Origin of the sequence: Prosthecobacter sp., assembly GCF_044373815.1 — a bacterium.
GTDB lineage: Bacteria > Verrucomicrobiota > Verrucomicrobiia > Verrucomicrobiales > Verrucomicrobiaceae > Prosthecobacter.
The window spans coordinates 1-21,724 of record NZ_JBIPNG010000028.1; the positions used below are offsets into that span (position 1 = coordinate 1).

General features: G+C 59.8%; 19 protein-coding genes. 11 read left to right on the forward strand and 8 right to left on the reverse strand.

Annotation, left to right across the window (positions count from 1 at the left end; all coding sequences use genetic code 11):
• On the reverse strand, window positions 1–1,047 hold a 1,047-nt coding region (locus tag ACIREA_RS04150), incomplete at its 3' end, for a M20 family metallopeptidase (RefSeq protein ID WP_397380845.1).
• Between the two features lie 68 nt (window positions 1,048–1,115).
• Here ACIREA_RS04150 and ACIREA_RS04155 point away from each other — a divergent pair.
• The 3 genes from ACIREA_RS04155 (at window position 1,116) to chrA (ending at window position 6,603) form a co-directional block, all read left to right on the forward strand.
• Entirely contained in the window at window positions 1,116–3,923 is a 2,808-nt protein-coding gene (locus ACIREA_RS04155) for a PSD1 and planctomycete cytochrome C domain-containing protein (protein ID WP_397380847.1), read from the forward strand.
• Window positions 3,924–4,202: 279 nt separating this feature from the next.
• Window positions 4,203–5,195 carry a bestrophin family protein gene (locus ACIREA_RS04160; protein ID WP_397380849.1) on the forward strand — a complete coding sequence of 331 codons (993 nt, stop codon included), beginning with the start codon at window positions 4,203–4,205 and terminating at the stop codon, window positions 5,193–5,195.
• 70 nt (window positions 5,196–5,265) lie between these two features.
• On the forward strand, window positions 5,266–6,603 hold the full coding sequence (gene chrA, locus ACIREA_RS04165) for a chromate efflux transporter (protein ID WP_397380851.1): 1,338 nt from the start codon (window positions 5,266–5,268) through the stop codon (window positions 6,601–6,603).
• A 16-nt stretch (window positions 6,604–6,619) separates the two neighbouring features.
• Here chrA and ACIREA_RS04170 read toward each other — a convergent pair whose 3' ends face one another.
• Complete coding sequence (locus ACIREA_RS04170; protein WP_397380853.1) at window positions 6,620–7,309, reverse strand: VIT family protein; 690 nt, start codon at window positions 7,307–7,309, stop codon at window positions 6,620–6,622.
• Window positions 7,310–7,498: 189 nt separating this feature from the next.
• Between ACIREA_RS04170 and ACIREA_RS04175 the strand changes: the two genes are divergently transcribed.
• From ACIREA_RS04175 to ACIREA_RS04190, 4 genes are all read left to right on the forward strand, one after another.
• The gene (locus tag ACIREA_RS04175) at window positions 7,499–10,618 is read left to right on the forward strand and encodes an efflux RND transporter permease subunit (RefSeq protein WP_397380855.1); all 3,120 of its coding nucleotides are present in this window, start codon (window positions 7,499–7,501) and stop codon (window positions 10,616–10,618) included.
• On the forward strand, window positions 10,615–11,631 hold the full coding sequence (locus ACIREA_RS04180) for an efflux RND transporter periplasmic adaptor subunit (protein WP_397380857.1): 1,017 nt from the start codon (window positions 10,615–10,617) through the stop codon (window positions 11,629–11,631). The genes ACIREA_RS04175 and ACIREA_RS04180 overlap by 4 nt, the downstream gene beginning before the upstream one ends.
• Entirely contained in the window at window positions 11,628–12,914 is a 1,287-nt protein-coding gene (locus ACIREA_RS04185) for a TolC family protein (RefSeq protein WP_397380859.1), read from the forward strand. The genes ACIREA_RS04180 and ACIREA_RS04185 overlap by 4 nt, the downstream gene beginning before the upstream one ends.
• Before the next feature lie 70 nt (window positions 12,915–12,984).
• A complete protein-coding gene (locus tag ACIREA_RS04190; protein ID WP_397380860.1) occupies window positions 12,985–13,407 on the forward strand; it encodes a hypothetical protein in 423 nt (140 codons plus the stop codon).
• Window positions 13,408–13,413: 6 nt separating this feature from the next.
• Here the strand turns inward: ACIREA_RS04190 and ACIREA_RS04195 are convergent, their stop codons facing one another.
• From ACIREA_RS04195 to ACIREA_RS04205, 3 genes are read right to left on the reverse strand one after another with little or no spacing between them, the layout of a single operon-like run.
• Window positions 13,414–13,848: a TPM domain-containing protein gene (locus ACIREA_RS04195; RefSeq protein WP_397380862.1), complete on the reverse strand. Its 435-nt coding sequence runs from the start codon at window positions 13,846–13,848 to the stop codon at window positions 13,414–13,416.
• A gap of 2 nt (window positions 13,849–13,850) precedes the next feature.
• Window positions 13,851–14,681, reverse strand: a complete 831-nt coding sequence (locus tag ACIREA_RS04200) for a TPM domain-containing protein (protein WP_397380864.1) — start codon at window positions 14,679–14,681, stop codon at window positions 13,851–13,853.
• Entirely contained in the window at window positions 14,678–15,289 is a 612-nt protein-coding gene (locus tag ACIREA_RS04205; RefSeq protein ID WP_397380866.1) for a LemA family protein, read from the reverse strand. The genes ACIREA_RS04200 and ACIREA_RS04205 overlap by 4 nt, the downstream gene beginning before the upstream one ends.
• A 144-nt stretch (window positions 15,290–15,433) precedes the next feature.
• Between ACIREA_RS04205 and ACIREA_RS04210 the strand changes: the two genes are divergently transcribed.
• Window positions 15,434–16,441 carry a methyltransferase gene (locus ACIREA_RS04210; RefSeq protein ID WP_397380868.1) on the forward strand — a complete coding sequence of 336 codons (1,008 nt, stop codon included), beginning with the start codon at window positions 15,434–15,436 and terminating at the stop codon, window positions 16,439–16,441.
• A 3-nt stretch (window positions 16,442–16,444) separates the two neighbouring features.
• Here ACIREA_RS04210 and ACIREA_RS04215 read toward each other — a convergent pair whose 3' ends face one another.
• Both ACIREA_RS04215 and ACIREA_RS04220 read right to left on the reverse strand, forming a co-directional pair.
• Window positions 16,445–16,909: a c-type cytochrome domain-containing protein gene (locus tag ACIREA_RS04215; RefSeq protein ID WP_397380870.1), complete on the reverse strand. Its 465-nt coding sequence runs from the start codon at window positions 16,907–16,909 to the stop codon at window positions 16,445–16,447.
• 76 nt (window positions 16,910–16,985) lie between these two features.
• Complete coding sequence (locus ACIREA_RS04220; protein ID WP_397380872.1) at window positions 16,986–17,300, reverse strand: putative quinol monooxygenase; 315 nt, start codon at window positions 17,298–17,300, stop codon at window positions 16,986–16,988.
• Between the two features lie 44 nt (window positions 17,301–17,344).
• On the opposite strand from ACIREA_RS04220, the gene ACIREA_RS04225 reads away from it, so the two are divergent.
• From ACIREA_RS04225 to ACIREA_RS04235, 3 genes are read left to right on the forward strand one after another with little or no spacing between them, the layout of a single operon-like run.
• Window positions 17,345–18,457: a leucine-rich repeat domain-containing protein gene (locus ACIREA_RS04225; RefSeq protein ID WP_397380874.1), complete on the forward strand. Its 1,113-nt coding sequence runs from the start codon at window positions 17,345–17,347 to the stop codon at window positions 18,455–18,457.
• A gap of 59 nt (window positions 18,458–18,516) precedes the next feature.
• The gene (locus tag ACIREA_RS04230) at window positions 18,517–19,467 is read left to right on the forward strand and encodes a prolyl oligopeptidase family serine peptidase (protein WP_397380876.1); all 951 of its coding nucleotides are present in this window, start codon (window positions 18,517–18,519) and stop codon (window positions 19,465–19,467) included.
• 20 nt (window positions 19,468–19,487) lie between these two features.
• Window positions 19,488–19,973 carry a Fur family transcriptional regulator gene (locus ACIREA_RS04235; RefSeq protein ID WP_397380878.1) on the forward strand — a complete coding sequence of 162 codons (486 nt, stop codon included), beginning with the start codon at window positions 19,488–19,490 and terminating at the stop codon, window positions 19,971–19,973.
• Between the two features lie 100 nt (window positions 19,974–20,073).
• Here ACIREA_RS04235 and ACIREA_RS04240 read toward each other — a convergent pair whose 3' ends face one another.
• Window positions 20,074–21,651, reverse strand: a complete 1,578-nt coding sequence (locus ACIREA_RS04240) for a hypothetical protein (RefSeq protein WP_397380880.1) — start codon at window positions 21,649–21,651, stop codon at window positions 20,074–20,076.
• Window positions 21,652–21,724 lie beyond the last annotated feature (73 nt).

Genomic DNA, 21,724 nt, shown 5'->3' on the forward strand with positions numbered 1-21,724 from the left:
ATCAATGCTGCCGGGGCCAAACAGGATCGTGGGAATGCCCATGCGTGAGAACTTGCTCGCATCGCTGCCGAAGGGCACGCCGCTGACGCTATTCTCGCGTCCCATCTCACCGAGCAGAGCGCGTGCGAGTTCCACCACCGGTGCGTTTTCGTCCGTCTGAAACGGCCAGTCCTGCAGCATCGGTGTTTCCATTTCTGCCAGCACGTCCGGGTGCCGTTTCATCAGCGCATCCAGCAGTACCTGATAATGCGCCAGCACGTCCGGCACCTCCTCGCCAGGCAGCAGACGGCGGTCGATCTCGATCACTGCCTCATCCGGCACGAAGTTCACCTGCACGCCGCCATGGATCACGCCCACGTTGCAGGTGCCCGGCCCGAGCAGCGGATGCTGGGTCAGCTGCATGTGCTCATGGTCCTCATTCAAGGCCAGTACGATGCGCGACATCGCGGTGATCGCGTTGATGCCCAGGTGCGGCTTTGAGCTGTGCGCTGCTTTTCCTTTCGTGCGGATGCGCCAGCGCAGCACGCCCTTGCTCGCGATCACGCATTTGAACTCCGTCGGCTCCGCCACCACGGCGGCATCGGCCTTGAGGCCTTCGCAAAGTTTGACCACGCCGCGAAACGAATACTCCTCATCCACCACGGCGGCCAGCCACAACTCGCAGGGCGGTGCTTCACCGCTGGCGTGAATGTCCGCCACCGCGTGCATCATCGCCGCCAGCCCCGCCTTGTCATCCACCGAGCCGCGACCGTAAAGCTTCCCATCGCGCACCACCGGATCGAAGGGATCAATCGTCATGCCTTTGATCGACACTGTGTCCATGTGCGCCTCGAAGACGATGCGCCGCGAGGAGTCGCGCCCCGGCACACGCGCGATCACATTGTTGCGCCCCGGAAACACCTCCTGCTCCCACACTTCCATGCCGCGCTCCTCAAAGAAACGCCGCACGTAGGCCGCCGCCTCCCCCTCTCCGGGACCGCCCTCATAGGAGCTGTTGATGCTGTTGATGCGGACGAGGTCGGCCAAGGTTTGGAGGACAGGAGACATCCCGCAAACTAGACGAAGTCAATCCCACGGCAAGAAGCGCTGTTTTCTGGCCGTACTTTTGCTGTCTCATGAAGGCCGCTTTCTCCATCGCCCTGCTTTTGACGCTGCCCATCGGCAGCGCCGCGGTGTCCGCGCCTGCGGATGACGCGAAGATCGCGTTCTTTGAAAAGAACGTCCGCCCCATCCTCATCAAGCGCTGCTACGAGTGCCACTCCGTCGAATCCGGCAAGAGCAAGGGCGGCCTTTTCATTGATTCCCGCGACGCCATTCTCAAAGGCGGCGACAACGGCCCGGCCCTCGTCGCGGGCAATCCCGACAAGAGCCACATCATCGAGTCCATCCGCTACCAAAACCAGGACCTGCAGATGCCGCCCAAAGGCGCCATGCCTGCGGCGGAAGTGAAGACGCTGGAAGAGTGGGTGAAAATGGGCGCGCCAGATCCGCGCGCTGCCGTCGCCAGCACCAAACACGCCGCGCCGCGTGTCATTGATCTTAAAGAGGGCGCCAAGCACTGGGCCTTCCGCCCGATTGTGGCGCCGCCCGTCCCCAAAGCAGACGCCTCCAATCCCATCGACGCTTTTATCAGCGAAAAACTCGCTGAAAAAGGACTCACACTCGCGGCACCCGCTGACAAACGCACGCTGATCCGCCGCGCCACCTTCGATCTCACCGGCCTGCCTCCCACTCCGCAGGAAGTGGAAGCCTTCCTCGCTGACAACACCCCCGACGCCTTTGCCAAAGTGGTGGACCGCCTGCTGCGCTCTCCTCAATACGGCGAAAAATGGGGCCGCCACTGGCTGGACGTGGCACGCTACTCGGACTCCAACGGTCTCGATGAAAACATCGCGCTCGGTACCGCATGGCGTTACCGCGATTATGTGGTGAAAGCGATCAACGCCGACAAACCTTTCGATCAATTCCTCACCGAACAGATCGCCGGAGATCTCCTCGAATCAAAAGACCTTTCCGACCGCCACGAGCACGTCACTGCCACCGCCTTTCTCAATCTCGGTGCCAAAGTCCTCGCCGAGCCAGACAAGGAGAAGCTCACCATGGATGTCATTGATGAGCAGATTGATGTCATGGGCCGTGCCTTCATGGGCCTCACCCTCGGCTGCGCACGCTGTCATGATCACAAGTTCGACCCCGTCCCGACCGCTGACTACTACTCACTCGCCGCCATCTTCAAGAGCACGCAAAGCTTCAGCGTGGACCGCATCGGCGCGCTAAGCACGGCGTATGAAGCGCCCATGGGCTCGCTCGATGACTTTGCCGCCGTCAAATCTTCCGAACGCATCCTCAAAGATCAAAGAGCCGCCGTCTCCAAAGCCGAAAGCGCCGCCATCACTGCACTGCGCAAAGAAGTGCGTGAGCACGCCGTCGATTACCTCATGGCCGCCGCCAAGCTGCCCGAGGCTCCCACCCTGAGTCAGGTGCGACCGGTGGCGGAGCCGCTTGGCCTGCGCCCGCATATCCTGCTCAACTGCCGCGTGTACCTCGCCGCCAACGAAACGCTGCCCTTCTTCAAGCCCTGGCAGGATGCCGTGGAAAAACACAGCGATGTCTCATCCCTGCGCGGCTACTACACCGCCATCTTCGCCGCTGCAGAAAAGATCGCTCTTTCTCCGAAAGCGAAGCCCAAGGCGGACGCCAAAGCAGAACCCAAAGACGCAGCCGAGGATTCGCTGCTGCATCAGGCGCGTGCCGCCTTGGATGCACCCGCAGGCTTCCTCGCCCTGCCACCCGAGCCCATCATTCTCTTCCCCAAAGACGTCGCTGAAAAAGTGCGCGCCCTGAAGGACACGATGATGACCACGGAAAGCAATCTCCCCGACCTGCCCACCACCCTCGCCGTGTCTGAGGCTCCAAAGATCGTCAAAGAGCTGCCCATCCACATTCGCGGCAGCCACCTCGCGCTCGGCAAGCCTGTGCCACGCGGCTTCGTCCAGGTCGCCCAGGCATCACTCACCACCAAGCCTCAGTTCCCCGCCAATCAAAGCGGCCGCCTTGAACTCGCCCGCTGGCTCGCCAGCCCCGAGCATCCGCTCACTTCACGCGTCATGGCCAACCGCATCTGGTCCTGGCATTTCCGTCAGGGCATCGTCTCCACCACGGACAACTTTGGACTCCTCGGCCAGCAGCCCACGCATCCTGCCCTGCTCGACTGGCTGGCCCACTGGTTCACCAGCAATGGCTGGAGCCTCAAGGACATGCACCGCCTCATCATGAGCTCGCGCACGTATCAGCAGAGCTCCGCCACTTCAGCGCAAGGTTACGCGGCTGATCCCGAAGACCTCCTGCTGCACCACTTCCCCGTGCGCCGTCTCGAAGCCGAAGAAATCCGCGATGCCCTGCTGGAAGTCGCTGGCAGTCTCGACATCACCATCGGCGGCAAGACCATCCCGCGCCGCAATCGTGAATTTGTCTTCAATCACACTTCCAAGGATTTCACCTCCTACGGCAGCACGCGGCGTGCGCTCTACATGCCGATCATCCGCAACAATCTCTACGATCTCTTCCAGCAGTTCGACTATCCCGATCCCTCCACCAGCACCGGCCTGCGCTACAGCTCCGTCGTCTCCCCGCAGGCGCTGCTCCTCATGAACAGCGACCTCGCCACCGACGCTGCCAAGAGCTTCGCCACACGCCTGTTCAAACTCTCCACCGACAAGGAGGCACGCCTCCGCGCCGCCTATCGCCTCGCCTTCGCCCGTGAAGCCACCGCCGAAGATCTGCGCCGTGCTGAGAACTATCTCACCGCCGCCGATGCCTCGCTCAATTCCACCCAGCAGGACTCCACGAAGCGCGAGCAAGAGGCATGGGCGCTGCTTTGCCAGGCGCTGATGATGAGCAATGAGTTCATCTATTTGAGGTAGGTTTCATCAGTCGTGGCTTGAACATCCAAAGCTTTTGAGGACTACGTTGGACTCGAACGTGGCCCTGAAGCTCATCAGCCGCGTGATCCTGCCCTCCTTCTGGAAGGTGGATGCGCTGCACCATGCCATCTCCGACAACATGAATGCCGCAAAAAACTGATCGCGCAGCACGCGTCTGCCAGCGTATAGACCGCGTCATTCACCAAAGCCCTGCCTGGCATGCAGAGTGCTTTGAACTGGCCTCCTTCAGCTTCATTTCCCAAATCGAATCAGCACACCATGTACGTCGGCAAAGACTTCCGTTTGATCCTGCTCTGGCACTTCGCACGTCGAAATCTCATCGAGTCCCTGCTCATCAGCACTTTGGCGGTTGTCCTCTATCGTTTCGCGGGAATGCGCTGGATTGCCATTCCCTTCCTGCCTATCGGCACCATCGGCACCGCCGTGGCGTTCTTCGTCGGCTTCAAGAACAACCAGGCTTTCGATCGCTTGTGGGAGGCCCGCCGCCTGTGGGGTGGCATCACCAATGCCTCTCGCAGCTTCGTCGCCCACCTGAAGGCCAGTCTTCCCGCCGACTCCGATGAAGTGCGCGAGGCCGCCTACCGCCACCTCGCCTTCATCAACATCCTCCGCCTGCAACTGCGCCGCACCATCCCCTGGGCCACCAGCAAGCAAAACCTCCACAAGACCTTCGCCGGCGAGCGCCGTGAGCTTGAGGAGTTCGGGAAAGGTCTCGAGCGCATCCTCGGGGAGCACGACAAGATGGTTTACTTCGACCACCTCAAGAGTCTCAACAATCCCGCCTGCATGCTCCTCAAGGTCCATGCCGAGCACCTTGCGCGGCTGAAGCGTGAGGGCACGCTCGATGCCTTCGAGCACATCGAACTCATGCGCCGCGTCGATGAGTTCCACAATCTTCAGGGCGGGTGCGAGCGCATCAAGACGACCCCGCTCTTCCGCCAGTACAGCATCTCCAGCCATATCTTCGTGCACATCTTCATCCTGCTGCTCCCCTTTGGCCTGCTGAAGGATCTCAGCGCCATTGTGGGCGGGCCCGGCGTCTGGCTCACCATTCCCTTTTCGGTCCTCATCTCCTGGGTCTTCTACACCATGGAGCAGACCGGCGAGTTCAGCGAAAACCCATTCGACAACGCCATCAACGACACCCCCATTTCCACCATCTGCCGCAACATCGAGATCGATGTCCGCGAGATCCTTGGCGAAGAGAAGCTGCCCCCGAAGCTGCAACCCGAAAACAACGTACTGCTCTGACGGCTGGAGCGGCCACGCTGAAAATGCCCCCACGCCGCTGCCTGAGGCAAATCTTCCTTGGTTGATCATAATGGCGACCTCAGGCATGGAGGCGCTGATGAGCAGCGATGAAACACCTCCTTCCATGCCCACCTTTGGCCAGGCCCTGCGCTACTGGTTCAAACTCGGCTGCATCAGCTTCGGTGGTCCTGCCGGGCAGATCGCCATCATGCACAAGGAGCTCGTCGACAAGCGCCGCTGGATCAGTGACGCCCACTTCCTGCACGCGCTGAACTTCTGCATGCTGCTGCCCGGGCCCGAGGCCCAGCAGCTCGCCACTTATCTCGGCTGGCGCTTGCATGGCGCGAAGGGTGGCATCGCAGCAGGGGCTTTGTTTGTCCTGCCGTCCGTCTTCATCCTCTTCGGTCTGAGCTGGCTCTACATGGCAGGCGGGCATCTGCCGTGGCTCGCTGCTATTTTCCACGGCCTGCTCGCTGCCGTCATCGCCGTGGTGGCAGAGGCGGTGCTGCGCATTGGAAAAAAGGCGCTCAAAAGCCCCACGCTCTGGTTCGTGGCCGCGCTGAGTTTTGCCGCCATCTACTTCTTCCAGATCTCCTTCGTCCTCATCGTGCTCGGTGCTGCCGTGTTAGGATATGTTGGCAACCGCTTGCTGCCGAAACAGTTTCCCGCAGGCAAAGGCCACGGTGCCGCCAAAGACAGCGCACCGGCCATCGCGCTGCCGCCTACGCCCAAGGCCAGTTGGACACGCACCTTCACCATCACGGCCCTGTGCCTCACTCTCTGGTGGCTACCTGTCTTCGCCATAGCAGGCTGGCTCGGCTGGGGCAGCACGCAGGCACAGCAGGGCCTGTTTTTCAGCAAGGCCGCGCTCGTCACCTTTGGTGGCGCGTATGCTGTGCTGCCCTATGTCGCGCAGCAGGCCGTGGAAAACTATGGCTGGCTTTCGCATCCGCAGATGATGAGTGGACTCGCACTTGCCGAGACCACGCCCGGCCCGCTCATCATGGTGCTGCAGTTTGTCGGCTTCGTCGGCGGATGGCAGCATCCGGGTGCTCTGACACCTTTCGCCGGAGCCACGGTTGGTGCACTCATCACCACCTGGGTCACCTTCATTCCCTGCTTCCTCTTCATCTTCCTCGGTGCTCCTCACATTGAAAAACTCGGCGAGCAGCCCCGGCTAAGCGCCGCGCTCACGGCCATCACCGCCGCTGTCGTCGGTGTGATTCTCAATCTCGGCGTGAAGTTCACCACCCACGCGCTGTGGCCCCCCAGCGGTGGCTTTGATGCCTTCATCGCCGTGCTTGCCATTGCCGCCTTCATCGCCATGCAACGCTTCAAGATCGGCCTTATGCCCGTGATCGGGGCTTGCGCGCTCATCGGTTTCGTCAAACAACTCGCTTTCGCCTGACCGAAATCATCCGCGCTTAAACCACCGCACCAAACAACGCGCCCACACCCGCCGTCAGCCCCATCGCCAAAGCTCCCCAGAATGTGACACGCCAGGCGGACTTCCAAACGGGCGAACCACCCGCACGAGCCGCCAATGCCCCCAGCAGTGCCAGGAACAGCAACGAGCTCAGCGACACCGTCCATACGAGTACGGAAGCGGGCACCACCACGACCAATACCAACGGCAGGGCGGCCCCCACGGCAAAGGTAGCCGCCGAGGCAAACGCCGCCTGCACAGGACGAGCGGTCAGCGTGTCAGAAATACCCAGTTCATCGCGGGCATGCGCGCCAAGTGCATCCTTCTTCATCAACTGCTTCGCCACTTGCCCGGCCAGTTCCGGCTCAAGGCCACGGCTCACATAGATCGCCGCAAGTTCAGCGTGTTCATTGTCACCATCCTCGGCCAGTTCCCTGCGCTCACGCGCCATGTCAGCGTTCTCGGTATCGGATTGGGAGCTCACCGACACATACTCACCCGCCGCCATCGACATCGCTCCTGCGACCAATCCAGCAATGCCCGCGACCAGCACATTGCTCTGGCTCGACTCCGCCGCCGCCACACCCACAATCAAACTCGCCGTGGAAACAATGCCATCATTGGCCCCGAGGACTGCGGCACGCAGCCAGCCGATGCGATGTGCACGATGATTTTCAGAGTGTCTCATGCGCTGACCTTCCTACCTTCACACTGCACCCGCAAGGTGCATCGTACCGGATGTGTTCCTGACAAACCGCCCTATATGTTTGCCACCAAGTACAACAACAGGCTAGTCTGTTAAGTGTCGTTGCTTGATAGAACCTGACCTCCCGGCCAGTTACCAGCCCCCTTTTTCAGCTATTCGTCATTTTCCCTCATGTCCCTTCCCCGCTTCGCCCTTCGCCATCCCTGGACCGTCATCGTCATCGTCGTGGCGATCCTGCTCGGCGCGTGGCAGGCCAAGGAAAAGATGGCTCGCGATGTCTTCCCAACGCTGGGCATTCCGACCATCTACGTCGCGCAGCCCTATGGTGGAATGGACCCGCTGCAGATGGAGGGCTACCTGACCTACTACTACGAGTACCATTTCCTCTACATCGCCGGCATTGAGCACGTGGAGTCCAAGAACATCCAGGGCGCTTCGATCATGAAGCTGCAGTTTCATCCCGGCACGGACATGTCCGCCGCGCTCTCGGAAACGATCGCTTATGTGAACCGTGCGCGCTCCTTCATGCCGCTCGGCACACCGGGTGCCTTTGTCACCCGCTTTGATGCAGGCAGCGTGCCGGTGGGCAATCTCGTCTTCTCCACGGAGAACCCCAACCGCACCGTCGGCCAGATGCAGGATGCCGCGCTCAACATGGTGCGCCCGCTCTTTGCCACGCTGCCCGGTGTTTCGGCACCACCACCGTTTGGCGGTAGTGCGCGCACCATTTTGATCAATGTGAAGCCGGACCGCCTCCGCGCCTACGGCCTCTCGCCCGATGACATCGTGGCGGCGATGACTGCGGCCAACACCATCAGCCCCAGCGGCAATCTCGCGCTGCCCAACAGCTTCCCCATCGTCCCCTCGAACGCCATCGTCAAAAACATTCAGGACCTCGCCGCTGTGCCGGTGAAAGTCACCGACCAGGGTGCGGTCTATGTGCGCGACATCGGCGAAGTCAGCGACGGCAGCGACATGATGTACAGCATCGCCATGGTGAACGGCAAGCGCACCGTGTACATGCCCGTCACCAAACGCAGCGATGCCTCCACGCTCAGCGTCGTCGAACTGGTGAAACAAAACCTGCCCAAGTTCAAAGCCGCCTGCCCTGAGGACATCAACGTCACCTTTGAGTTTGATCAAAGCCCCTGGATCATCCGCGCCATCCGCGACCTCGTCAAAGAAGGCATCCTCGGTGCCGCGCTCACCGGCCTGATGGTGCTCATTTTCCTGCGGGATCTGCGCAGCGCATTCATCGTCGTCCTAAACATCCCCCTCGCCATCGCAGCGGCGGTGCTCGCGCTGTGGATCGGCGGCTACACGATCAATCTCATGACCTTGGGCGGCCTCGCGCTCGCCGTCGGTATTTTGGTGGATGAAGCCACCGTGGAAATCGAAAACATCCATCGCCACCTGAAACAGGGCGGAGGCCGTTCGCTTGCCCGGCTTGTTTTGGACGCTTCCGAAGAAACCATCGGCCCGCGCTCGCTTTCCATGCTGTGTGTTCTCGCCGTCTTCGTGCCGAGCTTCTTCATGACGGGTGCCGCCAAGGCGCTCTTCCTGCCGCTGTCCCTCGCCGTGGGCTTCAGCATGATCGCCTCGTATCTGCTCTCCAGCACACTCGTGCCGATCCTGAACATCTGGTGGCACCGCAGCGTCCCCAATAGCGCAACCGTCCCGGTTGCACTGGCAGCCGCAAGCCAGAGGCTCGCACTACTGTTCAAACCTAGCATAGCCCTCCGCCACATCCTCGTTCCCGCCTACCTCGGTGGCGTGATCTTCGGCATCAGCATCCTGCTTCCCTTCATCGGCACGGAGATCTTCCCGCAGATCGATGCCGGGCAGCTCCAGCTCCGTCTGCGTGCGCCCACCGCCACGCGGCTTGAAACCACCGAGCAGATCGCCCTGCGCACGCTGGCGATCATCGGTGAAGAAACCGGGCCCGACAAAGTCTCCATCAGCATGGGCCTCGTCGGCGTGCATGCGCCGAACTATCCCGTCAATCTCATCCATCAGTGGAACAGCGGCCCCGAGGAAGCCATCCTGCAAATCCAGCTCAAGGACGGCAGCGGTGTGGCCGTCTCTCCGCTGCGTGAGAAACTGCGTGCACGCCTCGCCGCCGAATTCCCGCAGGTGCAGTTCTCCTTTGAGCCTGCCGACATCGTTTCACGTGTCATGGCCCTCGGTTCGCCCACGCCCATCGAAGTGGCTGTCAGCGGCAAGGATTTCGCCGCCAGCCGTGCGCATGCGGAACTGCTTAAAACGAAGCTCGCTGAACTCAAGGACCTCCGCGATGTGCAGTTCAGCCAGACACTCGACTATCCCAGTGTCGATGTGCAGATCGACCGCGAACGCGCCGGTCTGCTCGGTGTGAAGATGAGCGATGCCACCCGCAGCCTCGTGGCCGCGACTGCCAGCAGCCGCTTCACCGTGCCAAACTTCTGGGCCGACACCAAAACGGGCGTCAGCTACTCGCTGCAAGTCCAGGTGCCGCAGACGCTGATGAAAGGTCTCGAAGACCTGCGCAATCTGCCCGTCACCGCGCAGAACAGACCACCGGTCCCTCTGCGCAATATCGCCAAGATCAGCGAAGGCAGCGTCATCGGCCAGTATGACCGCTACAACATGGCCCGCACCGTTTCCATCACTGCGAATCTTCATGACCAGCCGCTCGGCGTCATTGCCAAGCAGGTCGAAAAAGTCATCGCTGCCAATCCTGCGCCCGCTGGTGTCAGTGTCACGCTGCGCGGTCAGGTGCCGCCGCTCAAGGAGCTCCAAAGCGGCCTGCAGACGGGTCTGCTCATCGCCATCGTGACGATCTTCCTGCTCCTCGTTGCCAATTTCCAAAGCGTGCGCCTTGCCCTCATGGTGCTCACCACCATTCCCGCCGCGCTGCTCGGTGTGGTGCTCGCTCTCATGATCACCGGCACTACCTTGAACCTGCAGAGTTTCATGGGTGCCATCATGTCCGTCGGTGTCGCCGTCGCCAATGCCATCCTCCTCGTCACCTTCGCCCATCGCGCCCAGCTCACCGGCCTCAGCAAACGCGACGCCGCGCTGGAAAGCGCCACCACACGCCTGCGTCCCATCCTCATGACCACCCTCGCCATGATCGCTGGCATGATACCCATGGCTCTCGCCCGCTCACAGACCAGCCCGCTCGCCATCGCCACCATCGGCGGCCTCGCACTCGCCACCGTGGCGACACTGCTCGTGCTGCCAGCCGTGTATGCACTGCTCGCGAGCAAGACTGCCAAAACCGCTTCTTTGGAACCCACCGATCCCGAGTGATCACCACACCCATTTCCCTTTCCTCCATGCGCTTCCTGATTCTCCTCTTTCTCGCGTCCACCGCTCTCGCCGTGGAGCTGCCAGTCGCCAAGCCCACCACCGGCACCATCCATCGCTGGGTCGCCTTGCCTGCCACGCTCGCGCCATTTCAGCAGGCGATGCTTTACGCCAAAGTCACCGGCTACATCGCCACCATCAGCGTTGATAAAGGCGATGCCGTCAAAGCGGGTCAGGTGATCGCCAAACTCGAAGTGCCGGAACTCCAGGCCGACCTCGCCAAGAGCAAAGCCGAAGTCGCCGCCGCCAGCCTTGAATCCAAGCGCATGCACGAAGCCCGCGCCAAATCACCTGACATCGTGCTGCCGCAATCGGTTGAGGATGCAGACGCCAAGCTGGCCATCGCCAAAGCTGGCATGGACCGCGTCACCACCATGCTCGCCTTTGCGGAAATCAAAGCTCCGTTCGATGGCATCATCACTGCACGCCATGCGGATGTCGGAGCACTGGTCAACGCCCACACCGGCAAGGTCGTCGAGATCGTCGATGCCAGTACGCTGCGCCTCCAGATCCCCGTCACTGAAATGGAAGCCGGGCTCGTCGCCGTCGGCAAACCCGTGAAAGCCCAGATCGATGCCTGCGGCCCCGCGCCCGTCGAAGCCAGCATCTCCCGCATCGCCTATGCGCTCGATCCCGCCACCCGCACCATGCTCGCCGAAGCCGATTTGAAGAACGCCGAGCTCAAGCTCCGCCCCGGCATGTATGCGATGGCAAAGATCGCCGTCGAAAAACACGACAAGGCCACACTCATTCCCGTCGCTGGACTCGTCATGGAAAAGACCAACGCCTTTGTCTTCAAGCATGTCGATGGCAAGGCCATGAAGACTGCGGTCAAGCCCGGCTTCAATGACGGCACGAATGTCGAGATTCCTGATCTCACAGCAGACGACGTGATCCTGCTGCCCGGCACCACGCTGCTCACCGACAAGCAACCTGTCACCATCGCGAAGCCATGAAACTCTTCCTTTCTTTTCTTTTCATCGCGACACTCGTCCACGCCGAACCCGCCTTCGTCGATCTTCGCACCGTCATGCGTCTCGCGGGTGCCAACAATGATGAGATCCAACTCGCGCGTGCCAAGCATGATGAAGCGGTGGCGGAGTCGAAGCAGGCCTGGAAGCGTTTCTGGCCCACCTTGAGTCTGGGCGCAGGGTATCGTGGTCATGAAGGGCGCTTGCAGGACATTGCAGGCAATGTCTTCAATGCGAACAAGCAGCAGTACAATGTCGGCACCGGTGCCATGATCGACTGGTCGCCCGGAGACATTTACTATTCCGCACTCGCCGCGAAACAACGCGCACTCGCCGCCGAGCACCTCGCTGAGAAAGCACGCATCGACATCGTAACGCAGTCCGTGGAACGCTACTACGACCTGCTCGCCGCCGAGGCCATGCTCACCATCATCGAAGACGACCTGCAGCTCACGGAAGATTATGGCAAGCAGCTTGATGGTGCTGTCACCGCAGGCACCGCCTTCCGCGCCGACCTGCTGCGCGTCAAATCGCAGATCAGCCGCGCGAAGCTGGCAATTCGTCAGGGCGAAGAGCAACGCGATCTCGCGGTAGCGCGACTCGCTGAAATTCTCCGCCTCACTCCGGATGCCGTTCTGCGTCCTGCGAAAGCGGATCTCGTTCCAGTGAAAATGATGTCTGGCAAAGGCGTTGCCACCATGATCTCGCTCGCGCAGCAGCACCGGCCCGAGATTCATGCCGCGCAGGCCATTCACAGTTCAATGGATGCAGAAAAGGATCGCGCCCGTGTAGCCCCCTTGATCCCGAGCGTGCAGGCGGGTTACACCGCAGGCGGACTGGGCGGCGGGCCCAACGTCGGCAACCAATGGGGCAACTTTGGCAGCCAGCAGGACTACTACCTCGGCGTGGGCTGGAAGATCGGCCCCGGCGGTTTGTTTGACCGTCAGCGTCAAAAGCTGGCAGATGCCCGTGAAGAAAGCGCTTCGCTGCAAACCAGCCAGGTCAAAGCCGCCGTGGGGCGTGAAGTTGTCGAAGCCGCCACCCGTGCCCAGTCCGCGAATGATCAGATCAAGATCAACGACGAAGCCGTGGCGGCGGCGGAAGAGATGACCAAGCTGGCCAAAGAACGCCAGGCCAGCCAGGTGGGCGTCGTTCTCGAATATCTCCTCGCACGTGAAGAACTAACCCGTGCGCGCCAGAGCCGCGTCATGGCCGTGACTGACTTCAACAAAGCGCAGCATGCTCTGAAGCGTGCGGTGGGGAAATAGGGCGTGATCCATTCCCTGATGAGCTGGGGTTCCAGTTGCATCACTGTCTGGCTGCCTCACACTCGTCCCAATGACGCCTCCCTCCATTCCCCATGCCGCACTTTTTATTTACAGCGAGTGCTTCGCTGAAAGCGAGGAGGGGCGCCGCTTTCATGTGTTTGCCAGGCTGGAAGACAGTGATCAGCGGGTGATTTTTTACACCCATGACATGCCGGAGTCGCCGATCACCGTCTGGCATCAGCTTGAACTGCCGGAGGCTCTCGCCTCTCAGATCGAGGATACTTTCAACGCGCTGAAAATCCCGCTGAATCCCGGCGTGCGCGCCTGCGACAGCCTGCACTACCATCGTGGTCTCGAACTGCAGGTGCAGGGTGCATCGCTTTGCCTTGGTTGGGATGCAGCGGAGAGTGAACTGGCCGATGCACTGGCTCCTCTGACCAGACTTCTCCAGCCGCTGGTGGATCAAATGAAAGCCGGACTCGAGGTCAAATAGCCCACCTCAATCCCGGAGCACTTCGTTCGGCAGTTCGTTCGCATCGGCTTCCAAACGAGGAAAATGCGCCGCAAGCGCACGACCAATTTCTTCAATCAGGCGCACGAGCGAACCGGTGTAATCGCCCGCCTTGAAGCCCTCGGACAGCTGATGCGCGAGCTGATTCCAGAATGCCTCTTTGCAGAAGTGGTGGATGCCCTCATCGGCCACGATCGCAAACTTCCGCGCCTTGGGGCCCACGAAGATGAGAACGGCGTTTCGTTGCGCTGTGTCTTGCATGTTCAGACGCGCGAAGGTTTTCCACGCCTCTGAAACCGGATCCTCAACGAACTTGTCCGTCACAAAAACGCGCAGTTCTCCGCTGGTTTGCGCTTCGGCAGATTGAATCGCCTGAATCACCTGCTGATCCGCAATCGTGGCGATGAATTGGTTCGCGTTCATGGTTACCATCCTCCGCTGGCACCGCCTCCGCCGGTGCTGCCACCACCCCCGGAAAATGAGGAGCCGCCGCTACTTCCTCCAGCCCCGCTTCCGCTACTCCATCCTCCACCACCACTGCTCCAGCTTCCGCTGCTGCTCCAGTTCCAATTGTACCAAGGTTGACCACTCTGCACGCGACGCCGCCCCTTCGCGTCATAGAGATGGTCACCACGAATTCGAAAATAAAAATAAAGGCCGATGCTGAACAGGATGAAGGCCAAGAAAAGGACCAGCACCCACACCTGTGGATCGCCATGTGACTCGGCCAAGGTTTTGCCAGTGCCTTGGTACTCGCCCTTCGTCGCCTCGATCATTCCGGCCACCGCGAAGCTGGCACCGCCGGTGTAATCTTGTTTACGAAAAAACGGCTTCATGCCCTCGATGATGCGAAAACACTCCGCATCGGTCAGGCTGGCTTCCAGGCCGTAGCCGGTCTGAATGCGCATCTTGTGATCTTCAATGAAGACGAACAGTACCGCGCCATTGTCACGATCAGCACGGCCCACTCCCCATTTCTCAAAAGTACGTGTGCAGTAGTCCTCCAGGCTCGAATCGGTGAGCATGCGGGAATAGATGGCCACGAGCAGTTGATTTGAGCTTTCACGCTCATATTGCGCCAGAAGCTCGTTTAACTGGTCGGCCACGCCATGATCCACGAGGCCCGTGGAATCATTGAAAAATCGCGCGGGCTTTTCCGGCAGCTGTTCAGCAGCCAGCACCGCCGTGACGGCAAGCACCAGCATGACGGCCGCGAGCCGCAGCGGGCCGAGCCAAGATGAGGCCAGTCTATTCACGGCTGTTTGGGGGCAGCGCTGCCACCGAATTTAAAATCCACTTTGGGCGGCTCCTCAGCACCCGCTTTCGCCTGAAAGTAGGGGCGTTCTTTGAAGCCGAGCGCAGCGGCGTAAAACACCGCTGGGATGCTCTTAATTTTCGTGTTGTAGCTCTGCACCACTTCATTGAAGCGACCGCGTTCCACAGCGATGCGGTTCTCCGTGCCTTCCAGCTGCGATTGCAGGGCTTGGAAGCCCGCATTCGCCTTGAGGTCGGGATAACGCTCCACCACCACGAGCAACCTGCTCAGTGCTCCGCTGAGGGCGCCCTGAGCTTTCTCGAACGCTTCAAACTGCGCCGGATCGGTGGGGGCTGTGCCGGGCTGAACCTTGCCGACGGATGCACGAGCTTGGGTGATCTCTGTGAGTGTGCTTTTTTCGAAATTCGCCGCACTTTCCACGGTCTTCACCAAATTCGGGATCAGGTCGGCTCGGCGCTGATACACATTCTGCACCTGCGCCCACTGTCCATCGACAGCCTGATTGCCCGAAACAAGACCGTTGTACCCGGCCATGACGGTAAAGACGATCACAGCAACAACACCAAGGACAACCAAGAGTGATTTCATGAGGCCGATGATAGGAGCCGCATCAACAAACGCGATGAATAAATTGCCGCCATTTTGTAAAGCCAATGAACAGCAGGACACTCGGCAAAATCTTTGATGACGATTCTGCACCTTCTGCCACAATCGCACGAACTCATCCAAGTCATGAATCTGACCCCTGATCACATCCTGCACACCGGTCTCGCCTTCTGGAGCTCCAAGACTCTGCTCAGCGCAGTGGAGATGGAAACTTTCACGGAACTCGCCAAGCACCCGGGTGATCTCGCCACGCTGCAAGGCCGGTTGGGACTGCATCCGCGTGGAGCGCGTGATTTTCTGGATGCGTTGGTGGCGCTCGGCTTTCTCCAGCGCGGAGACGTTGGCATCTACCGCAACACACCGGAAACCGAGCTGTTTTTGGACAAGTCCAAGCCTTCCTACATCGGCGGCATTTTGGAGATGGCTAACCATCGCCTCTATCCGTTCTGGGGCAGCCTCACAGCAGCCGTGCGCACCGGTGAATCACAAAACGAATCCAAAGGCGGGCAGGATCCCTTCACGGCGCTCTATGCCGATCCGGCCAAGCTGCGCGAATTTCTGCGTGCCATGTCAGGCGTGAGCCGTGGTGCCAATATGGCAATCGCGCAGAAGTTTCCATGGGGTGAGTATCGGAGCTGTGCAGACATCGGCACCGCGCAGGGAGATCTGGTGACGCAGATCACTCTCGCACAGCCGCATCTGCAAGGGATCGGTTTTGATCTGCCCGAAGTGGGCCCCATCTTCGATGATTACATCGCCTCAAACGGTCTGGATGCCCGCGTGCGCTTTGCAGGCGGCAGCTTCTTCACGGATGAACTGCCCAAGGCGGACGTGCTGCTCTTTGGCCACATCCTGCATGACTGGGATCTGGCAACGAAGCGCATGCTGCTGCAAAAGGCCTATGCCGCGCTGCCCACCGGCGGCGCTGTGGTGGTGTATGACTCCATCATTGACGATGCACGCAAGGAGAATGCCTTCGGCCTGCTCATGAGCCTGAACATGCTGATCGAAACACCGGGCGGTTTTGATTACACCGGAGCTGATTGCATCAGCTGGATGCAGGAGGCAGGTTTCACCCAATGCCGCGTGGAGCATCTGGTGGGCCCGGATTCGATGGTGATCGGTATCAAGTAGGCATCACCGCTCAAGCAGCCCCTTCTGGCTCGGAATGACCACTCGTGGCTGAAGAAAGCCTGCTGGGTTATCCGGCCAGTACGCGCCGTCCTCGATCCACTCATACAGGATGTCCACCTCCGACCCGGCGAGCATGGGGCCGCCATGGTACAAGCCAGGGTGGTTTCCGCCCTCTGCCACAGCCGTAAGCAGCCTGCTGGCGTTGGGATCTCCAGGGACGACGAACGCACGTCCATATCTGCGCGGAGCATAAAGACCGCTGCGCTGGACCAGCGTCAGTCCGGCAGGAGGATGGCTGCCGCGATGACAGGCCAGGCAGTGGGTTTCGAGCACCGGTTTGACATACTGCATGAAGTATCCGTAACCGGCCACTGCTTCAAAAGGATGTTCAGGATCAGTCTTGTGGGAACAAGCGACCATCCAAACCAGACCCAGGCAAAGACCCAAAAGAATAACAAGGCGTTTCATCGCGCACTGCTAGCCTCTTGCACGCCATCTGTGACGTCGAATCTACCTCAGCAAGGCAGATCCTGAAGCCGGGCGCTTAATAGACCGGGCCTTTGACCGCCCAGCGCTTGAGCACAAAGCCGGGGCCGTGTGCACGCCATTTGGCGACATGCGGGGTGGTGTAGTGCAGATCAAAGGCGGCCTGATCCACGTAGCTTTCGCTCAGCGCGAAGAGATTGGACTGCTCGTTGTCCCGGCTGACTTCAAAGCGAAGGCAGCCCGGCTCCAAACGCGAAGCGGCGGCGTTTTCGAGGATGACAGCGAGGAACTCATCGATCTTCAGCGGATCGATCTCGAGGATGACAATAACGTTGACCATGAAGGCAAGAGAGAGGCGATTTTTGCTGAACATGCAACCTGCGTTCTACGTATCATGGCCTTAACATTCCCCCAGCCATGAAACTTCGACTCGTCCTCCCCGCGCTGTTCGCCCTCAGTCTTCACGCTCAAGACACCAAGCCAGCACCGGCACCCGCCTCACCGGCGGCGGCCCCCAAGGCAGAGACGAAGCCCGCCCCCGCAGTTCCAGCCAAGGTGGAGCCCAAGCCTGCGCCAGCCACTCCTCCGGCCAAGCCAGAAACCAAACCTGCGGCAGCCCCTGCGAAACCTGCCCCAGCCCCGGTTGCAACCACTCCTGCCCCCGCCAAGCCAGCCACCCCTCCAGCCAAACCCGCCGCGCCGCCTGCAAAGCCCGCTACTCCTCCAGCCACACCTGCTCCCGCCGCTGCCAAGCCACCGGCACCCAAGCCCGTGGCCATTTTCCCTGACAAGGCGCTCGAAGCCGCAGTGCGAAAGCAGGTGTTCGCAAAGCGTGACAACCAGGAAGTGATCACTGCGGAAGATGTGGCGACTGTCTCCATCATTGAAGGCAAGAAGGCAGGCATCAAGGACCTGACTGGCCTCGAAAAATGCAAATCCCTGGCATCCCTGACTCTGCCGGAAAACCAGATCACCAACCTCGCGCCGATCAAAGGTCTGGAGCGCCTGCAGTTCCTCGATGTCTCCAACAACCAGATCAGCGACATCACGCCGCTGGCCGCGTGCAAGGCGCTGCAATACATCGAGCTCACCGGCAACAAGGTGACGGACGTCTCCGCACTCGGAGGCATTCAGTCCCTTACTTCCCTCTACCTCGCGAACAATCAGATCAAAGACGCCACGGCGTTGTTCAAGCTGCCCAAGGTGTGGACGCTGTATCTCGAAGGCAATCAGGTGAACAACATCGTCGGCATCGGCGGCATGAAGTGGCTGTCCATGCTCTCACTCAAAGGCAATGGCGTGAAGGACATCTCCCCTTTGGAGCCGCTGACGGAGCTGCAGTTCCTCTTTCTCGAAAACAACCAGATCACCGACCTCACGCCCCTGCACCGCATGTGGAAAAAGGACAACGACGGCCCGCGTGAATGGGCACCGTACTGCCAGATTTTCATCGACGGGAATGCCATTGACGATGCTTCCAAAAAGCTCGTCGAGGAGATGAAGAAAGCCGGGGCACGCATCACGCCCTGAGGTGCCGCCCGCCATGCAAAGTGCTTGCCGTCACAGATGCGTGCGGCTTAGCATGCGGCATGAACGTGTTCCTTCGCTTTCTCGCCCTGGGTCTGGTCCTCGCCGGGGCGCAGGCTGCCGACCCGCCACGGCAATGGACTTCCAGCGACGGCAAATCGAAGTTCATGGGCAACCTTGTCGAGTTCTCCGACAAGGAGGTCAAAATCCGCCGCAGCACCGACTTCAACCAGTACCGTCTGGCGCTGGACAAGCTCTCCAAGGAAGATCAGGACTACATCCGCAGCCTGCTGCGCGAGAAGCGTCGTGATGCAGGATTGAAGGAAGGAGCCTACGCAGAAAAGGTCACCGGTCAGTTTGTGAAAGGCGTTTCCAAGCAGGGCCTCAACTACCAGCTCTGGGGCAGCCCCTCACTGGATGGCACCAAGCGCTACCCCCTCGTCATCTGGCTGCATGGCTCAGGCCAGAGCGGCACCGACAATGAATCTCAGCTCGGAGGCGCCCCCAAAGTTTGGACCAGTGATGAGAATCTGGCCAAGCAGCCCTGTTTTCTACTGGCCCCGCAGTGCCCGTCCGCCGACATCGGTTGGAAAAACCAGGTGGTGGACAACCTGCTGGCGCTCATCGCCGATCTCACGGAGCACCTCCCCATTGATGCAGACCGTCTCTATTTCACGGGTTCCTCCATGGGCGGTTTCGGCACCTTCAGCATCGCGGCGAAGTATCCTGGGGTCTTTGCTGCCTGTGTCCCGCTCTGCGGCGGGGGCGATGTCAAAAGCGCAGAGATTTTGAAACCCATCCCCTTCTGGGTCTTCCATGGCGACAAAGATGACATGGTGCCCGTCGAGCGTTCACGGGCCATTGTGGCAGCCGTGAAGCAGGCGGGTGGCGAACGGATGAAATACACCGAACTGGAAGGAGCCGGCCACGGCATCACCGGCATCGTATATCCTCGTGCTGATCTGCATGAATGGTTGTTTCAGCAGAAAAAGCAGGCCATGTCAGCTCCCTAAATCCGCCTACCCCGAAAGCGATGCTCCACCACCACCATTCCGCCACCTGTCAGCATCATAATGCAGATTCTGCGCGCGAACTGGCGGCCACGATGATGGAGCGCGCGCGTGAAGCCGGTCTCCGGCGCACCAAAGCACTGGAGAACGTCCTTTTCATCCTCGTCCATTCCCATCAGCCGCTGTCACTGGCGGACATCGCAGAGTCACCTGATCTCACCAGCGGCGCAGACAAGGCCACGGTTTACCGGGTGCTGGTCAAGCTGGAGGAGCTGGGGCTCATCCGGCGGCTGGGCCTGCATGACCGCAGCGCGTATTACACCATCCTTCAGCCCGGTCATCATGACGATTACCTCATCTGCACCCAATGCGGCCGCATCCAGCGGCTGGACATCGCGTGCCCGGTGGAAGCCCTGGAGAAGCAGATCGAGAAAGAATCCGGCTTTCAGAAGCTCTACCACGAGCTGGAGTTCTACGGCCTATGCCCGAAGTGCGTGGCCAAAGCCTGAGTTCGGCTGACGATTAACTCGACAGGCCGAACCAGCCTGTAAAAAAAAATCCCGCACTGGCTCGCAAGCCAGCGCGGGGTTGAAGGAAGTGCAACTCCGATTACGGCGAGGTAATGTTAACCTGAGTTCCACCTGACGATGCAGGTGTGCCAGGTGTTACTGTAGCAGGAGAAGGCGTGTTACCGCCTGCAAGGTTGCCATCACCGCTCGTACCCGTGGTGGTGGTGGTCGTGGAGTTGGTGCCGCCGGTAACGTCAGTGTTGGCGGTGGTAGTCGTCTGACCATTAGCATCTGTCGTGGTCGTGGTCTGCCCCACCTCCGTCGTAATAACACCGCCAGTATTAGTCTCTTTGATCGTTGTGGTGACGATATTCCCTGAGCTGTCCACAACCTTCGTCGTACTAGTGGTCGTTGTCGTGTTTCCGCTCGTAGAAACACTTACGGTCGATGTTCCAGTCGTGGTGGTTGTACGCTCAGGGGTTGCACCAGGCGCTGTGGGGTCAACACCTAGTGCATAAGTAGCCACAGTGATCACGGTCGTATCACTGCTGGCTGCTTGGCCTTGAGCGATTTGTTGAGCAGCATTCGCTGGAGTCACTTTGCTATCACCTGCACCAGCAGAGTGTGCATCGCCCACCGTCACTGTAATCACCGATTTAGTGCCATCAGAATTGGTGACGATGATGGTATTGGTCGTTGCAACTACGCCCATGCCTTCGGCCCCAGCATAGCACTGGAAGTCAGGCGGGTTGAACTCCGGCTCCCAGCGCATTGCCAAGTAGCGTGTTTTGACCGCCTTGGCAGGCTTGGCCTTCAGATTTCCCGTGCCCCGTGTATCCTCAGCAACAGCCACTGGTTGAGCGTTGTTAAAATCGCTTGGATCAAAGGCCATGCGACCACGCCAGTCTTCTTTTTCAGGAAGATTGTCGAATGCGAACACCTCGAAGCGCACCGGACGCGGCGAATGAACCGAGGCAAACTCGTTCAGAATGCGCAGCTGACCGAAGTCATAGATGACGGTACGATATTTTTCATCAGACTCGGGGAAGGCAAACTGGTTGTAGGTGATGGCGGTATCCAAGCCGTTTGCAGGTTTCGGCGCTGCATACACAACGCGCGCACCGCCAAGGCCATTGATCAGATCCATAGGCTTGCCCTCTTTGCCATCAGCAGACTGCTTGACGGCGTAACCCTTGTCGGTCGCAGCACCAAAGAACTGAAGGTTGCGGATAATCCCACCTTTGGATAGAGCCAGTTCAAGTTTGACATACTTGGCCTGCATCCCGGCAAATTTAAACTCCACCGTGCGATCAGCTGCGGAAAAGACCTTCTCTTCGAGAACCGCCCAGCCGTTTTTGTCAGCGCTTGCCGAAAGGGTTGCCCGCCCTTCAATGCCGTCGTTCACAAACGAGGAGGATGAAATCAACACTGGCTTGCCGAGGTTGATCAGCAGAAAGCTTTTCCCGGCGGAGACCGTGGATGAAGCAGTGATGTCGCTGGAAAGAATTGAATCCGCATGACCAAAGCCAGACGAGCTGTCGAGCGATGCATTGCTTCCAGGGCCGCTGATCGTGTTAATCGGCTTTTCCTTGATGATCGGAATTCGCGACCATTTGGCCTGAATGGAACCGGCAGTCAGCAGACTGCCGAGAATGACAATGGTGGAGGCGAGCTTCATGATCAGTTGATGGAAAAATTGAGCGTTGAATTCGGAGTTTGAAAGCCAGCGAAAGTCAGCGTTCGTTTTTAAA

Excerpts from the sequence above, each read along its gene's own strand:
- ACIREA_RS04215 (WP_397380870.1), bottom strand. The coding sequence starts at position 16,909 with ATGAAACGCCTTGTTATTCTTTTGGGTCTTTGCCTGGGTCTGGTTTGG.
- ACIREA_RS04220 (WP_397380872.1), bottom strand. The coding sequence starts at position 17,300 with ATGTTCAGCAAAAATCGCCTCTCTCTTGCCTTCATGGTCAACGTTATT.
- ACIREA_RS04235 (WP_397380878.1), top strand. The coding sequence starts at position 19,488 with ATGCTCCACCACCACCATTCCGCCACCTGTCAGCATCATAATGCAGAT.
- ACIREA_RS04205 (WP_397380866.1), bottom strand. The coding sequence starts at position 15,289 with ATGAAATCACTCTTGGTTGTCCTTGGTGTTGTTGCTGTGATCGTCTTT.
- ACIREA_RS04190 (WP_397380860.1), top strand. The coding sequence starts at position 12,985 with ATGACGCCTCCCTCCATTCCCCATGCCGCACTTTTTATTTACAGCGAG.
- chrA (WP_397380851.1), top strand. The coding sequence starts at position 5,266 with ATGGCGACCTCAGGCATGGAGGCGCTGATGAGCAGCGATGAAACACCT.
- ACIREA_RS04195 (WP_397380862.1), bottom strand. The coding sequence starts at position 13,848 with ATGAACGCGAACCAATTCATCGCCACGATTGCGGATCAGCAGGTGATT.
- ACIREA_RS04175 (WP_397380855.1), top strand. The coding sequence starts at position 7,499 with ATGTCCCTTCCCCGCTTCGCCCTTCGCCATCCCTGGACCGTCATCGTC.
- ACIREA_RS04160 (WP_397380849.1), top strand. The coding sequence starts at position 4,203 with ATGTACGTCGGCAAAGACTTCCGTTTGATCCTGCTCTGGCACTTCGCA.
- ACIREA_RS04155 (WP_397380847.1), top strand. The coding sequence starts at position 1,116 with ATGAAGGCCGCTTTCTCCATCGCCCTGCTTTTGACGCTGCCCATCGGC.
- ACIREA_RS04225 (WP_397380874.1), top strand. The coding sequence starts at position 17,345 with ATGAAACTTCGACTCGTCCTCCCCGCGCTGTTCGCCCTCAGTCTTCAC.
- ACIREA_RS04170 (WP_397380853.1), bottom strand. The coding sequence starts at position 7,309 with ATGAGACACTCTGAAAATCATCGTGCACATCGCATCGGCTGGCTGCGT.
- ACIREA_RS04185 (WP_397380859.1), top strand. The coding sequence starts at position 11,628 with ATGAAACTCTTCCTTTCTTTTCTTTTCATCGCGACACTCGTCCACGCC.
- ACIREA_RS04210 (WP_397380868.1), top strand. The coding sequence starts at position 15,434 with ATGAATCTGACCCCTGATCACATCCTGCACACCGGTCTCGCCTTCTGG.
- ACIREA_RS04240 (WP_397380880.1), bottom strand. The coding sequence starts at position 21,651 with ATGAAGCTCGCCTCCACCATTGTCATTCTCGGCAGTCTGCTGACTGCC.
- ACIREA_RS04230 (WP_397380876.1), top strand. The coding sequence starts at position 18,517 with ATGAACGTGTTCCTTCGCTTTCTCGCCCTGGGTCTGGTCCTCGCCGGG.